We start from the raw sequence: 15,910 nt of genomic DNA on the forward strand, positions 1-15,910 counted from the left end.
CATGGGACTGCCGAGCCTGCGGCCAGACCTGCAATTGTCCCCTGCCGCCCCGGACCCGGACGGCTCCCCTCAATGGACCCTGGCCGATCCGGTACGCGGGCGCTATTTCAAGCTTGGCGCGGCGGCGATGCGCATGCTGCGGCACTGGTCCCTTGGTGAGCCGGAACAGGTGCTGCAAGCCGCGAACCGTGAGCCGGGCCTTCCGCTCAATAATGAATCGCTGGAGCAATTGCTGGGCTTTTTGCGAGGTCACGATCTGATCAGCGCCATGGACCCGCAACAGCGCGACAGCTATCAGTTCAAGACGGCCGCCCAGCGTCAGAGCCTGTGGCAGATCCTGCTGCACCAGTATCTGTTTTTTCGCATTCCGTTGTGGCGCCCGGATGCTTTTCTCAACCGCGCCTGGCCTTTTCTCGCGCGGTACGGGCCCGCCATCCTGCGGTATGGCATGCCGCTGACCCTGGGCGTGGGTATTTTTCTGGTGTCGCGGGACTGGCAGCGCTTCGTGGCGACGTTTCCGCACCTGTTCAGCCTGGGTGGCGCGCTGGCATTCGCGGTGGCGTTGTTCTTCGCCAAGTTGTGCCACGAGTTCGGTCATGCCTTCATGGCCAAGCGCGCCGGTTGCCGTGTGCAGAGCATGGGCGTGGCATTCATGGTGCTGTTGCCGATGTTCTATACCGACGTCAGCGACGCCTGGCGGGTCAATGATCGTCGTGCCCGGCTGCTGATCGGCGCCGGCGGTGTACTGGCCGAATTGCTGCTGGCGTGCATCGCGTTGCTGGCCTGGTCGCTGTTGCCCGACGGACCGGCCCGCACTGCCGCGTTCATGTTGGCCAGCGCCACCTGGATCACCACGTTGATCATCAACCTTAACCCCTTCATGCGCTTCGACGGTTATTTTCTGCTCAGTGATTTCTGGGCAGTGGATAACCTCCAGGGGCGAGCGTTTGCGTTGTGCCGCTGGCGTTTGCGTGAAGCCTTGTTCGGTTATGGCGCGCCGGCTCCGGAACCCTGGACGCCGACAATGCGTCGTCGCTTGCTGGTGTGGGGATACGGCGCCTGGTTATGGCGCGCGGCGTTGTTTTTGGGTATTGCCCTGGCGGTCTATCACCTGTTCTTCAAGGTGCTGGGCATTTTCCTGATGCTGGTGGAATTGGTGTGGTTCATTTTTATGCCCATCGTGAACGAATGGCGGCAGTGGTGGAGCCGGCGCGAGCAGGCCCATGGTCCGCGAGTGCTGCTCAGTGGCCTGGTGTTACTGGCGTTGGCGTTGGCGCTGCTGTTGCCCTGGCGCAGCGCCGTCGAGGTACCGGTCATGCTTGAGGCCGGTCGCGCCAGTGCCTTGCATGCGCCGGTGGCGGCACGGATCAAACAGGTGAATGTGCATGACGGCCAGACCGTGGCCCAGGGCGATGTGTTGATCGAGCTGGAGTCACCGGACATGGCTTCGCGCCTGGCGATTGTGCGGCGGGAAATCGAGATCCAGCAGTTACAGATGCGTCGCCAGGCCGGCCGCAGCGAAACCGCCGCCGATGCCGGTATCGTCGAACAACAACTGGCCGAAGCGGTGGCCGAATACCGGGGCCTGGTCGCCCAGCGTGAGCGCCTGCTGTTACGCGCGCCCCATGCCGGACAGGTGCGTGATCTGTTACCACAGTTGTCGGTGGGGCGCTGGTTGTCGCCCACACAGCCGCTGGCGCGGGTGGTACAGGCCGACTCCCGCTTACGCGGCTACCTGACCGAAGCCGAGCTTTGGCGGGTCGAACCCGGGGCCACGGGGCGTTTCATTGCTGACGATCCGATGCACCCCTCGATTGCCGTGCAATTGAACGAGATCGATACCAATGGCGTGGCCTGGGTCGAGCAACAGGCGTTGACGTCCGATCACCACGGGCCGATCGCGGTACGGCGTGACTCGCAGCAACGGGCGGAGCCGGTGCAGGCGCAATATGGCGTGCGTTTGAGTGCTGTTGATAACACGCCTGCGCCGGCGCAACCGCTGCGTGGCGTAGTGGTGTTGCAGGGGCACGGTGAATCGGTGCTGGGAGCGACCTGGCGTCGGTTGGCGGCGTTGGGCGTCAGGGAAAGCGGGTTTTAAGGAGCGAGCATGAATTCAGTGGCGGCGGAGGGGTTGGTGGTACGGCCATCGCAGGTCAGCGATGGGCCGTTTTTGCAGAGTCTTTACCAGACGGCGCGAGCGGATCTGCAATGGATCGACGGCGAGCACGAGCAAGTACAGCAGGTGGTTGCTCAGCAATTTCAGGTGCAGGAGCAAGGGCTTGGGGATAACTTCCCCAACGCCATGCATTACGTCGTGGAAAAGCTCGGTACCGCCATTGGCGCCTTGAGTACTGATTTTGGCCCCAATGAAATCCGTGTGTTGTACCTGGCGTTCATTCCCCAGGCGCGCGGGCAAGGTTACGGTCGGGCCGTGTTGCAAGGGGTACAAAAAGCCGCACAACAGATCCGCTGCCCGGTGGCGACCGTGGTCTGGAGCAGTAACCCGCACGCACGCCAGCATTACCTGGCATTGGGCTTTGAAGTGCAGGAGCGTAACCCGGCGGCGGAGCGGCTGGTTTGGTATCCGAAGGGGAACTGAGCTGCTTCTGGCTCGTGTGGGAGCGAGCCTGCTCGCGATAGCGGTGGGTCAGTTTGAAGTGATGTTGGCTATGCCACCGTCATCGCGAGCAGGCTCGCTCCCACAAGGGATCATCAGTCTTCAGTTAAACGCAATGTAGAAATACCCCAGCGCCGGATCCCGTCCCATGGGCGGTATCCGCGACACGAACACCTCCTCAATCCGCCCCAGATCGGGCACTTCCAGCGCGCACAGCCCATCCACGAAGTCGGTGCTTTCCAGGCTGTTGAATTCAACGCTGAACGGCATGCGCTCAGCGTTCGGCATCTTCGCCCGTGGTGTTTCCTCAAGGAACTCGAACCGCACGGGCAGGCAGCTACCGTCGGGCAGGGTCAGGCTGCTGGTCTGGCCCAGCAGCGGTTGAAAATGGCGGCTATGAACCTGTTGCAACATGTCGACACTCCAAAAGCCGGAGGGCCGCAGCCCTCCGACTGTTCATCAGTTACGGGACGGGAAGAGACCGTTCAAGGCGACACTGAAGTTGATCGCCAGGAACGGGTTCATGATCGCCATCGGCATGCCGCTGCCCGTCGGGGAAATCGTGCCGTCGATGGTGGTGCTCACGCCCTTGACCGGGATCGGCGAGGCACCTATCTGGTCGGAATAGATATTCGCCGCGCCCGGGCCAGTGCCCGAGGTGCCGATGAACGAATTGGTGGCCGTTGGTGTGTTCACCGGGTTGCTGGCCGGGTTCGCCAGTTGCAGGGTGGTGGAGGCGGTGAGTCCCGCCATAGTGTGAGTGTGGGTGGGCAGGTTGTTGAGCGTCGGGGTGACGTTTTCGGTGCCGGCGACTTCGCCGATGACCCGCGGCGTCAGGCCCAGGCCGTTGCCTTGTCCCAAGAGCGTGCGGCCTTGCAAATTGGGGAGCATGAAGTTGGTGGTGCCGTTGCCTCCGTAGTACGTGCCGAGCAGGGAGAACAACGCCTGGTATTGGGAAATGCCGAGTGTCTGCCCGTTGCACAGCGCCCACCCATTGGGGGCGAAGTTAAAGGCGAACGGCTGGATGGTGCCCATAAAGACTTCCATAGATTCCTCATCCCTTCAGATTGTTGGTTTGGCAATGCCGACAGGGACCAAGGGAGAGGATTGCGATCAGCCCGACTTCTTCACTCCCTGGCCTGGTCACGCACGGCTGAGCGTAGACCGAGATATTTCATTCTGCTGGGCTGGAAGGGAGGAAAAATGTTGTCCAGTGGCTTAATCGATTCAGGTTCGCATGGCGCCTATACCGTCCATCTTTTTTACAGATCTGGCTGGGTTTGATATCAAAGTAGTACTAGTCGCGGATTATTTCCTCAGCTACGCTTTGCGCTACAAATGGAATACAAACAAGGTGAAGGGATTGCCGCAGTTTCACTTTATCTCCGGTTTACCGCGCTCGGGCTCGACCCTGCTTTCTGCCATTTTGCTGCAGAACCCGCGCTTTCATGCCGGCATGACCAGCCCCGTCGGTTCGCTGTTCAGCAGCGTCCTGCAGCAATGCAGCGCCGGCAGTGAGTTTGGCTCGGTGATCGACACCGACCTGCGCCGTCGCCTGTTGCGCGGGCTGTTCGACTCCTACTACGCCGACAAGGCCGACAAACCCGTCATCTTCGATACAAATCGCCAGTGGTGCGCCCGCTTGCCTGCGTTGCAGGACCTGTTCCCCCAGGCCAAGACCATCGCCTGCGTGCGCAACGTCGCCTGGGTGCTGGACAGCCTGGAGCGGCTTTACCGCGCCAATCCGTTCGAGAACACCAAGCTGTTCAATGACGATGACGAGCGCAACACCGTCTACAGCCGCTGCGAAACCCTGGCCCAGCGCAACCGCCTGGTTGGCTTTGCCTGGACAGCGCTCAAAGAGGCGTATTACGGCGAAAACGCCGAGTCCATGTTGATCGTCGACTACGACCTGTTGAGCCAGGCCCCGGAGCGGGTGATGCGCCTGGTGTACGAGTTCATCGGTGAGCCCTGGTTCGAACACGACTTCAATCACTTGACCTACGACGCACCGGCCTTCGACCAGGCCTTGGGCGTTGCCGGCCTGCACAAGGTCAAGCCCAAGGTCGCGCCGCAAGCCCGGCGGACCTTGTTGCCGCCGGATCTGTTTGAAAAGTATGCCGAGTTGTCGTTCTGGCGCGATGGGTCCGCCAGCGCTGCCAATGTCATTCGTATGAAAACCGACGCCGCGGTCAACTGATTCGCGGTTTTTTTCATTTGCGTGTTTAAAAAGTTCGAGTCCAGGTGAACGTCATGTGGTGGAGCAAAGGCAAATCGCGGGTAACCGAGGGCGCACAGGCCCTGGCATCGCCAATGATCATGTCCCTGGAGCCGCGAATGCTGTTCGACGGCGCGGTGGCGGCGACCGTGGCCGATGCCGCACAGGCGGACGCCCAACCCACTGCAGACGCGGCCAAGACGCCTGCGGCTGACCAGGCTTCAGACAGCCACGCGCCTCAAGGCCAGACCGATGCCACCCAGGCCGCTGTGCCCGGCAAGGCCGTGGTGTTTGTCGATTCCCGGGTCAAAGACTCGGCCAGCCTGCTCGAAGGCGTCGCGCCCGGTACTCAGGTGGTGCAACTGGACGCCACCAAGGACGGCCTGCAACAGATCGCCGATTACCTGGACACCCACCAAGGCATCAGCTCGGTGCAGATCATCGCCCACGGCAACGCCGGCGATCTCTGGTTGGGCAGCAGCTACCTGTCGGCGGACAACGTTGAGGCCCGCAGCGAGGTGCTGGCGCAGATCGGCCAGGACATGAACGCCGGTGGCGATATTCTGATCTATGGCTGCTACACCGCTGAAGGTGACCGTGGCCTGAGCCTGGTCAATTCACTGGCGCAGTTGACCGGCCGCGACGTGGCGGCGTCCATCGATCGCACGGGCCTTGGCGGCGACTGGGACCTGGAAATCGCCACCGGCAACATCGAAAGTGCCAACGTGCTCTCGGCCACTGCCATGAGCGAGTACCAATGGGGCCTGGCCACCTGGACCGCTACCAACAACCTCAATTCCGGTATTGGTTCTCTGCGCGCCGCTTTGGATTCTGCGCAGAATGGTGACATTGTTACGTTCAATGCCGGCATGACTGTCGCATTGACCCAGGTGCTGGTGGTCGACAGCAACGTCACCATCGATGGCGATCTCAACAATGACAACGTGGCCGACGTCACCCTCGACGGGCAGTACCGCACCCAGATTATCAACGTGACGGCCGGCACCACGGCGACCCTCGATGGCCTGGTGATTACTCGCGGTATGGTGGCGGGTAACGGCGGTAATGGCGGCGACGATGCGCTGGTGTCAAAGGGCGGCGGGATCTATAACGCCGGCACCCTGACCCTGAGGAACGTCACCGTCACCGCGAACGCCGCTTCGGGTGGCGGCGGCGGTGGTGGTGTCACGCCGCAATACGCCGGCGGCGGTGGCGGCGGCGGTGGCGCGATCACTGGCGGTACCGGTGGCAAGGGCGGCGATACCCTCAACGCCACTGGCTCCAACGGCTCGGCCGGCCAGGGCGGCGCCGGGGGTGGCTTCTTCAACATGGGCGGGCGTGGTGGTTCCTCCACCGGCGGGGCTGGCGGTTCCGCGTATCCGGGCTACAGCACGGGCTCCGCAGGCGGTACAGCCGTCAGCGGTGGGCTATCCATCGGTGGCGGTGGCGGTGGCGACGGCTATAACGATATTGGCGGCGCCGGTGGCGGAGCGGTCGGTGGTATCTACAACGACACCGGCGCGACCCTGCGAATCATCGGCAACTCGGTCATTTCCAACAACGTCGGCGCGGGCGGCGGCGGTGGTGGCGGTGGCGCTGGTGGTGGTTACAACCACACGGGCGGTGCCGGCGGCGTCGGTGTCGGGGCCATCTGGAACAAAGGCTCGATCCTGATTACCGCCGCCAACTTCGCCGCCCTGGCCGGCAACGTCGGTGGCAGCGGCGTGGGTGGGACCAGTGCCGGCACCGCGGGTGTTTCGCCGGCGTCGGTGGCCAACGTCTACGGCGATGGCGGCACCATCAACACCAACTATGTGCCGGACGAGACGCCGCCCACCGCGACCGTCGTGGTGGCCAATACCAACCTGAACTCCGGTGGCACGTCGCTGGTGACCATCACCTTCTCCGAAGCTGTCACCGGCCTCACTGCGGCCGACCTGACGGTGCAGAACGGCACCATCGGCACCTTGACCAGCGGCGACGGTGGCATCACCTGGACCGGCACCCTGACCGCGGCAAGCAACATCGCCGACACCACCAACATCATCACCCTGAACAACACCGGGGTTGCCGACCTGGCCGGCAATGCCGGCGTGGGCACCACCGACTCGAACAATTACGTGGTCAACGACACCGTGGCGCCCACGGCGTCCATCGTGGTCAGCGATACTGCCCTTCGGGTCGGTGAAACCTCGTTGGTGACCATCACTTTCTCCGAAGCGGTCAGTGGTTTTACCGCAGCGGACCTGACGGTGGCCAACGGCTCGATCAGCGGCCTGAGCTCCAGCGACGGTGGCATCACCTGGACGGCCACCTTCACACCGGACGCTGCGATCACCGACACTTCCAATCTCATTGTCCTGAATAACACCGGCGTGGCGGACCTCAATGGCAACGCCGGCGTGGGGACGACCAACTCCAACAACTACGCTATCGACACCCTGCGTCCGACAGCGACCATCGTGGTCAGCGACACCGCCCTCAGGGTCGGTGAAACCTCGGTGGTGACCATCACCTTCAACGAGGCGGTGAGCGGTTTTACCACCGCTGACCTGACGGTTGCCAACGGCTCGGTCACCGGGCTGAGCAGCAGCGACGGCGGTATCACCTGGACCGGGACACTGACCCCGAGCGCCAGCATCAGCGACACCACCAACCTGATCACGCTGAACAATACCGGCGTTGCCGATCTGTCCGGGAACGTTGGCACCGGCACCACCGATTCGAACAACTATGCAATCGACACGCTGCGTCCCACCGCCACCATCGTGGTGGCCGATACCGCGCTGAATGTCGGCGAAACATCGCTGGTGACGATCACTTTCAGCGAAGCTGTAACGGGCTTTACCCTGGCCGACCTGACCGTCGCCAACGGTTCACTGAGCGGCCTGAGCAGCAGTGACGGCGGCATCACCTGGACCGCGACGCTCACCCCGAGCGCCAGCATCAGCGACGCCACCAATCTGATCATCCTGGCCAATACCGGTGTGGCGGATGCGGCCGGTAACACCGGCAGCGGCACCACCAGCTCCAACAACTACGCAGTCGACACCCAGCGACCCACCGCTAGCATCGTTGTGGCCGACACCGCGCTGAGCGTTGGCGAAACATCCCTGGTGACCATCACCTTCAACGAAGCGGTAACAGGCTTTACCGCCGCCGACCTGACGGTCGCCAACGGTACGATCACCGGCCTGAGCAGTGGCGACGGCGGCATCACCTGGACCGGCACGTTGACACCAAGCGCTAGCGTCAGCGACACCAGCAACCTCATCACCCTGGATAACACTGGTGTGGCGGATGCGGCGGGCAACGTCGGTACGGGCACCACTGATTCGAACAACTACGCCATCGACACCGCGCGTCCGACCGCGACCATCGTGGTCGCCGACTCGACCCTTGGCGTCGGCGAAACCTCGCTGGTGACAATTACCTTCAGCGAGGCGGTGACCGGTTTCACCCTGGCCGACCTTACCGTTGCCAACGGCAGCCTGAGCGGGCTGAGCACCAGCGATAACATCACCTACACCGCGACTTTCACGCCGAGCGCGGGCGTCAGCGATAGCACCAACCTGGTCACGCTCAATAACACGGGCGTGGTGGACGGCGCGGGCAATACCGGCAGCGGCACCACCGATTCGAACAACTATGCCGTCGACACCCTGCGTCCGACCGCCACCATCGTGGTCGCCGATACGGCGCTGAGCGTCGGCGAAACCTCGCTGGTGACCATTACCTTCAGCGAGGCGGTCAGCGGGTTCGACAACTCGGACCTGAGCGTCGCCAACGGTACGCTGAGCGCGGTCAGCAGCAGCGACGGTGGCCTCACCTGGACCGCCACCTTCACTCCGGCCCTCGGCGTCACCGATACCTCCAACGTCATCACCCTGAACAACACCGGGGTCAGTGACGCGGCGGGCAACTCCGGCACCGGCACTACCAACTCCAACAATTACCAGGTCGACACCAACGTACCGACGGCGACCATCGTGATTGCCGATACCACCCTGAGCATCGGCGAGACGTCATTGGTCACCGTGACCTTCAACTCGGCGGTCAGCGGGTTCGACAATTCGGACCTGACCGTCAGCAACGGCACGCTCAGCACCATGAGCAGCACCGACGGTGGCGTCACCTGGACGGCCACCTTCACGCCGAGCGCCAGTATTTCCGACACCAGCAACGTGATCACGTTGGACAATACCGGCCTGATCAATGGCGCGGGCAACGCCGGTGTCGGTACTACCGACTCCAACAACTACGCCGTCGACACGGTGCGACCAACGGCGACCATCGTCGTGGCCGACACCGCCATTGCCGCCGGCGAGACCTCGCTGGTAACCATCACCTTCAGCGAGGCGGTGACCGCGTTCACCAGTGCCGACCTGACGGTTGCCAACGGCGTTATTTCCGGGCTGAGCAGCAGCGACGGCGGCATCACCTGGACCGCGACCTTCACGCCGACCGCTGGCGTCACCGACACCAGCAACGTCATTTCGCTCAACAGCGGTGGCATCGTTGACTTGGCGGGCAACGTCAACGTTGGCGCCACCGACTCCAACAACTACGCGCTGGACACCGAACGTCCAAGCGCAACGATCGTGCTGGCCGATTCCAGCCTCAGTGTTGGCGAAACCTCGTTGGTGACCATCACCTTCAGCGAGGCGGTGACCGGTTTCACCAACGCTGACCTGAGTGTTGCCAACGGCACCCTGAGCGCCGTCAGCAGCAGCGACGGCGGCCTGACCTGGACCGCGGTCTTCACCCCGACCCTCGGCGTGCGGGATACGTCCAACCTGATCATCCTGGACAACACCGGTGTGAGTGACGCGGCGGGCAACAGCGGAACCGGCACGACCAACTCGGCCAACTACGCCATCGACACGCAGGTGCCGACGGCAACCATCGTGGTGGCCGATACGTCCTTGAGCATCGGTGAAACCAGCCAGGTGACCATCACCTTCAACGAGGCGGTGAGCGGTTTCGATAACAGCGACCTGACCGTCAGCAACGGCACGTTGAGCAACGTGAGCAGTACCGACGGTGGCGTTACCTGGACGGCCACGTTCACGCCGAGCGCGAGCATTACCGATACCAGCAACCTGATTACCCTGGACAATACCGGCGTCATCAACGTCTCAGGCAACGCCGGCGTCGGCACCACCGATTCGAACAACTATGCCATCGACACCGTGCGCCCAACGGCGACCATCGTCGTGGCCGACACCGCCATTGCCGCCGGCGAGACTTCGCTGGTGACCATCACCTTCAGCGAGGCCGTGACCGGCTTCACCGACGCCGACCTTACCGTTGCCAACGGTACGCTCAGCGGGTTGAGCAGCAGCGACGGCGGCATCACCTGGACCGCGACCTTTACGCCTGCCGCTGGCATCACCGACACCAGCAATGTCATCACCCTTGCCAACGGCGGCGTCGCCGATTTGGCGGGTAACGCCGGCAGCGGCACGACCGATTCCAATAACTACAGCATCGACAGCCAGCGTCCGACCGCCACCATTGTGCTGAGCGATTCGGTGTTGAAACCGGGTGAAACCGCGCAGGTGACCATCACCTTCAGCGAGGCGGTGACCGGCTTCAGCAACGCGGACCTGAGCGTTGCCAACGGCACCTTGAGTGCTGTCAGCAGCAACGATGGCGGCCTGACCTGGACCGCGACTTTCACGCCGACCCTGGGTGTGACTGACGCCACCAACCTGATCAGCCTGGACAACACCGGGGTCAGCGATGCGGCCGGCAACACCGGGACGGGCTCCACCGATTCGGCCAACTACGCGGTCGAGACACGGGTTCCTACGGCCACGATTGTGGTGGCCGACAGTGCGCTGCGGATAGGGGAAACCTCGCAGGTCACTATTACGTTCTCGGAAGCGGTGAGCGGTTTCGACAACAGCGACTTGACCATCAGCAACGGCACGCTGAGCAACGTTTCTTCTTCCGACGGCGGCGTTACCTGGACGGCCACGTTCACCCCGACGACCAACATCAACGACACCAGCAACCTGATCAGCCTGGACACCAGCGGTGTGGTCAACGCCTCGGGTAACAGCGGTGTCGGCATGGTGGACTCCAACAACTACGCCATCGACACGGTTCGCCCCGGCGCCACCATCACAGTGGGCGACACCAGCCTGGGCATTGGCCAGAGCACCACCGTGACCATCAGTTTCACCGAGGCGGTGTCCGGTTTTGACTTGTCGGATCTCAGTGTTGCCAATGGTGTGTTGTCCAACCTCGCCAGCAATGACGGCGGCCTGACCTGGACAGCGACCCTGACGCCTACCGCGGGCGTCAACGATGCCACCAACCTGATCCTGCTCGACGCCAGCAATGTGCAGGACCTGGCCGGCAACGCCGGCGTGGGCATCGCCATTTCCAGCAACTACGCACTCGACGCCACCCGGCCGACGGCAACCATCGTGGTCGCCGACCCGAACCTGACGGTGGGTGAGACGACCCAGGTGACGTTCACCTTCAGCGAACCGGTGACTGATTTCGATCTGTCAGACCTCAGCGTCACCAACGGTGAACTGACCAACCTGACCACCAGCGACGGCGGCCTGACCTGGACGGCAACGTTCACGCCTACGGTGAACCTCACGGACCCGAGCAATTTCATCGCCCTGGACACCAGTAACGTCAGCGACCTGACGGGCAACGCCGGGGCAAGCGTGGCAGTGTCCAACAACTACGCCATCGACACCGTGGTGCCCAACGATGTGAAGCCACCGCCGGAGTTCCTGACGTCCGACCCTGTCACGGTCGTGCCGCCTTCCGAGGTGCCGTTGCAGCCGATTGTCTTTACGCCGCCAACCGGTGACCTCGGCTCGCCGCTGGGCTTTCCACCGCTGTTTGAACAACGCGACGTGGGCGGCGGCATTCGGCCGATTGGCGACATCTTCATCAACCGTGGCGCATTGGCGCCGAGCTATATCGCCCAGGTATTCAGCTCCGATGCTGCGGGCGATGGCTCCGGCCAGGGCTTCCTGGGCTTCGGTGGTGGCGATGGCGGGGTGTTCGGCAGCAGCACGATCGCCGGTCTGTTCAGCCAGGATGCCGGTTCCGATGGTGAATCGCTGGACGCCTTCGACAGCCAGTCGATGCAGGGCGGTGATGTGTCCCAAGGGGTACGCGGGGTGTTCGGCGCACCAACTCTGGGTCAGCAACTGCAACAACTCAAAGACACCGAGCAGCGTCAGGTCGACAGCCTGGCAATGGCATTGCAACAGGTCGGCATGAGCCAGGCGCAGGCCTGAACAACTAAAAAAATTGGGGCAGCCAGGGGCAATCCAGGGAATGAATAGAAGTCAGAAGTTATTCGCAATGAGTGTGCTGGCGTTGACGGTCAGCGGATGTGCGGTCACCAGCGAGCCGATCGAGCGTAGCGTCAGCGAACAGCGCGCCCGGACCGATCTGCAGAATATGTACAAGGATCAGGAGCCCCTCAGCGGCCCGCTGACCCTGCACCAGGCCATGGCCCGTGCGGTGAAGTACAACCTTGAAGGCCGCTTGAAGATCATGGAAGAAGCCCTGGCCAAGCGTCAGCTGGACCTGGCCAGTTTCGACATGCTGCCGCGCATGGCCCTGGACGCCGGCTACGTGGGCCGCAACAACGTCAGCGCTTCCAGCAGCCAGAGCGTGGAAACCGGTACCCAGTCTCTGGAACCGTCGACCTCCCAGGACCGCGATCGCGAAGTAGCCGACCTGACCATGGTCTGGAACGTGCTCGATTTCGGCGTGAGCTACATCAGCGCCAAGCAGGCCGGGGACCAGCGGCTGATCGTGCAGGAGCGTCGGCGCAAAGTCATCAACACCATCGTCCAGGATGTGCGTTCGGCTTACTGGCGAGCCATGGCCGCCGAGCGCCTGCTCAAGCAGATCGACAGCCTGATGGTCCGAGTCGATACGGCCCGCGGCAACAGTCAGAGCATGAGCGAGCAACGCATCGGCGACCCGGTGCAGGCACTGGGTTACCAGCGCTCGCTGATCCAGGCCACCCGCCAGCTCGAAGAGCAGCGTCGGGCGTTGTCCCTGGCCAAGACGGAACTGGCGACGCTGATCAACCTGCCCCTGGGCACCGAGCTGACCTTGGCCACCCAGGATGAGTACGTCATCCCGGAACTCAAGGTCGACCTCGCGCGCCTGGAACAGGAAGCCCTGACCAGTCGCCCGGAACTGCGCGAGCAGGACTACCAGACGCGCATTACCGCCGCTGAAACCCGCAAGGCCATGCTGCGCCTATTACCTGGGCTGGAGTTCTCCGCTGGGGGGCATTACGACAGCAACTCGTTCCTGGTGGAGCAGGGCTGGGCTGACTATGGCGTGAAGGTCACCTGGAATCTGTTCAACGTGATCTCCGCCCCGGCGGCCATCAACGTGGCCAAGGCCGGTGAAGAGGTCGCGGCGGCGCGGCGCCAGGCGATGTCGATCGCCGTGCTGGCGCAGCTGTACGTGGCCAATGCCAATTACCGCGAGGCGCTGCGCCAGTTCAAGACCAGCCAGCAGCTGTCGGAGATCGATGGGCAGATCGTGGGTCAACTGCGCAACCGCCATCAGGCCGCCGGCTTGGGTGAGCTGGACCTGATCCAGGGCGAACTCAATACGCTGCAGGCTGACTTGCGGCGGGATCTGGCCTATGCCGACCTGCGCAACGCCTATGGCCAGATCTTTGCCAGCGCTGGCCTCGACCCGTTGCCCGATGAAGTGCAATCGACCCAAGTGCAGTCCATTGCCACGGCGTTGGCCAACCGCGAAGCGGCGTGGGCCCAGGGCGATATCGCGGTGCCGACCACGGCGGTGACCCAGTAACAGGCCGTACACATGGTGCGCCCGGCGTTTTCCCGGTTGCCGGTAACGGTGAACCTGCCTTTGCTGTTGCAGGCACTGGCAGCCGTTGAGGACGATCATTGGCAAGGCCACTTCAACAGCGCGTACTACAGTGGTGACTGGAGTGGCGTGGCGCTGATTTCGGCGGTCGATGCCTTGACCCCGTTGTCTCCCGGGCGCGGTCAGCCCGTGCAGCGCGCGCTCTGGTCAGAGGATGACCGTTGGCACGAGGCGTTGCGCGACTGGCGGTTGGAGATCGTCTCGGCCCGGTTGCTGCGACTCGGTCCCGGCGGGTGTATCCACGAGCATCGCGATTATGACCTGGGTGGCGCGAACGCCGATCTGCGCCTGCACGTGCCGCTGCTCAGCCCGCCTGGCGTGGATTTCTGGCTGGATGGGCAACGCATTCCGATGACGGCGGGCGAATGCTGGTTTCTTGATCTGTCGCTGCCTCATCACGTCGATAACCACAGCAGTCAGCCGCGGATTCATCTGGTGCTCGATTGCCGCCCCAGCCCTTGGCTGCTAAGGCAGGTCGCCGCCGGGCTGCTCAGCACACCGGCAATCGTGGCTGAGCGAAGTGATCTGGTGTGCTTTGAGCAGCTCGTTGAAACCGACCCTCAACTTGCCCGGACTTTGCAGAGCCTGCATGACGTAGACACTTTCATTGAGTGCGCAATCGCGATGGCTGCCGCACGCGATTTGCACGTTACCCGGGAGCAATTGCAGGCGGCCATGCGCAACGGTCGCCGGCAGTGGAGTGATCAGTGGAAGGCCTGAACCTGGACGGCTGGCTGCCGATCCGTGTGTGGCAAGGGGCGGGGCAGTGGCGGGTTGACTGGTGCTGGTTCGGTGAGGCGCGATTGTCGCAACCGTTCTTCGGCGACGCGGTGGAACACGCCCTGCGGTTGCCCTTCAATCAGGCGTTCCGCCGCCAGACAGCCTTGAGCGCCCTGGACCAGTGGAGGCAACAAAGCCCAGGCCTGCCCCCGAGTGCATTCATCTTCCATGCCTCCCGCTGTGGCTCGACATTGATCAGCCAGATGCTGGCACAACTGGACGACCACCTCGTCATTTCAGAACCGCCGCCTTTGGATACTCTGCTGCGCAGCGATATGGTGCACGCTGACCGCTGCGTGGCACTCAGGGGGCTGATGTCGGCCTATGGGCAGCGCCGCCGAGGCGTGGAACAGCGGCTGGTGATCAAGCTTGACGCCTGGAACATCGGTGAACTGGCGCTGCTGCGCGAATGTTTTCCCGACACGCCTTGGTTGTTCGTGTACCGCGACCCTTTGGAAATCGCCGTTTCCCATTGGCGTCGTCCCGGCATGCACATGGTGCCGGGGATGATCGGGACAAGCGTGTTGGACGACGGATTGCCCTTCGACGGCCAGGAAGATTTCATCGCGCGCCGACTGGGGCGGTTGTTGCAGGCGGGGTTGGAGCACTGCCATGAGTTTGCCGGGCTGGCGGTTAATTACGCTGAGTTGCCTGATGCGATGGCAGGGCGGCTGGCGGTGTTTTTCGGGCTGAATGACGCCCAGCGCCGGCAAGTGTTTGCCATGACGGGGCAGCATGCCAAGCAGCCGGGGCAGGCGTTTGCCGGTGATAGCGAGGACAAGCGTCGGGAGGCTCCGTCACGGCTGCGCGATCAGGTGATGCATTGGGCGCAGGGGTCCTATGAGGCGCTCGAAACCTGGCGCGTTGGCCGGCATCAATGTTGACTGACCCTGCGCAATCGCGAGCAGGCTCGCTCCCACATTTGTTTTGTGCTGGTTTGAGTATCCGCGACTACCCTCAATTCCCTGTGGGAGCAAAGCTTGCTCCCGAGGCGGCCTGACAGCCGGCCTAGCTCTCTCGGTTGTACGTCGATCAAACTGTGGGAGCGAGCTTGCTCGCGAAGGCGGCCTGACAGCCGACCTGGCTCTCTCGGTTGTACGTCGATCAAACTGTGGGAGCGGGCCTGCTCGCGATGGCGGCCTGATAGCCGGCCAGGATTTGGTTGACTGGGTACATATCCGTTGCTGCGGTAGCGGCTGCTGGCGGTTCCGCCCTTACGGCGGGTCACTTTTGGCAAACGCCCCAAAAGTAACCAAAAGGTCTTGCCCCACCACTCGGTGCCTCGCCTAGGCTCGGCATGCCCGAACGCAGGCATTGCTCCGTGGGCCCGCCGCGAAGGGCCATCCATGGCCCAGCGCGGCTATCCCGGCATCCATGCCGGGATGCCCACT

Annotated in this window: 9 protein-coding genes; 7 read left to right on the forward strand and 2 right to left on the reverse strand. The window is 63.0% G+C overall.

The window, feature by feature from the left end:
• The first annotated feature begins 1 nt into the window (after position 1).
• Both PSEUDOMOFG3G_RS24955 and PSEUDOMOFG3G_RS24960 read left to right on the forward strand, forming a co-directional pair.
• A complete protein-coding gene (locus PSEUDOMOFG3G_RS24955) occupies positions 2-2,098 on the forward strand; it encodes a biotin/lipoyl-binding protein (RefSeq protein ID WP_047230438.1) in 2,097 nt (698 codons plus the stop codon).
• Positions 2,099-2,107: 9 nt separating this feature from the next.
• Positions 2,108-2,599, forward strand: coding sequence for a GNAT family N-acetyltransferase (locus tag PSEUDOMOFG3G_RS24960; protein WP_139048781.1), 492 nt, complete (start codon positions 2,108-2,110; stop codon positions 2,597-2,599).
• A 120-nt stretch (positions 2,600-2,719) separates the two neighbouring features.
• Here the strand turns inward: PSEUDOMOFG3G_RS24960 and PSEUDOMOFG3G_RS24965 are convergent, their stop codons facing one another.
• Both PSEUDOMOFG3G_RS24965 and PSEUDOMOFG3G_RS24970 read right to left on the reverse strand, forming a co-directional pair.
• Positions 2,720-3,031, reverse strand: a complete 312-nt coding sequence (locus PSEUDOMOFG3G_RS24965; RefSeq protein ID WP_139048782.1) for a hypothetical protein — start codon at positions 3,029-3,031, stop codon at positions 2,720-2,722.
• Between the two features lie 45 nt (positions 3,032-3,076).
• Positions 3,077-3,664: a phage tail protein gene (locus tag PSEUDOMOFG3G_RS24970; protein WP_139048783.1), complete on the reverse strand. Its 588-nt coding sequence runs from the start codon at positions 3,662-3,664 to the stop codon at positions 3,077-3,079.
• Between the two features lie 307 nt (positions 3,665-3,971).
• Here PSEUDOMOFG3G_RS24970 and PSEUDOMOFG3G_RS24975 point away from each other — a divergent pair, with 307 nt between their 5' ends.
• The 5 genes from PSEUDOMOFG3G_RS24975 to PSEUDOMOFG3G_RS24995 are packed head-to-tail and all read left to right on the forward strand — an operon-like array spanning position 3,972 to position 15,403.
• Positions 3,972-4,817 (forward strand): sulfotransferase, encoded by an 846-nt coding sequence (locus PSEUDOMOFG3G_RS24975; RefSeq protein WP_107321355.1) that lies wholly within the window; start codon positions 3,972-3,974, stop codon positions 4,815-4,817.
• A gap of 53 nt (positions 4,818-4,870) precedes the next feature.
• On the forward strand, positions 4,871-12,109 hold the full coding sequence (locus tag PSEUDOMOFG3G_RS24980; RefSeq protein WP_139048784.1) for an Ig-like domain-containing protein: 7,239 nt from the start codon (positions 4,871-4,873) through the stop codon (positions 12,107-12,109).
• Between the two features lie 40 nt (positions 12,110-12,149).
• The gene (locus tag PSEUDOMOFG3G_RS24985; protein ID WP_139048785.1) at positions 12,150-13,661 is read left to right on the forward strand and encodes a TolC family protein; all 1,512 of its coding nucleotides are present in this window, start codon (positions 12,150-12,152) and stop codon (positions 13,659-13,661) included.
• Positions 13,662-13,673: 12 nt separating this feature from the next.
• Complete coding sequence (locus tag PSEUDOMOFG3G_RS24990) at positions 13,674-14,459, forward strand: aspartyl/asparaginyl beta-hydroxylase domain-containing protein (protein ID WP_139048786.1); 786 nt, start codon at positions 13,674-13,676, stop codon at positions 14,457-14,459.
• Entirely contained in the window at positions 14,447-15,403 is a 957-nt protein-coding gene (locus tag PSEUDOMOFG3G_RS24995) for a sulfotransferase family protein (protein ID WP_139048787.1), read from the forward strand. Before PSEUDOMOFG3G_RS24990 ends, PSEUDOMOFG3G_RS24995 begins: the two co-directional genes overlap by 13 nt.
• Positions 15,404-15,910: the final 507 nt, after the last annotated feature.

The sequence above is a fragment of the Pseudomonas sp. FG-3G genome (assembly GCF_901007645.1).
Classification (GTDB): Bacteria; Pseudomonadota; Gammaproteobacteria; order Pseudomonadales; family Pseudomonadaceae; genus Aquipseudomonas; species Aquipseudomonas rhizophila.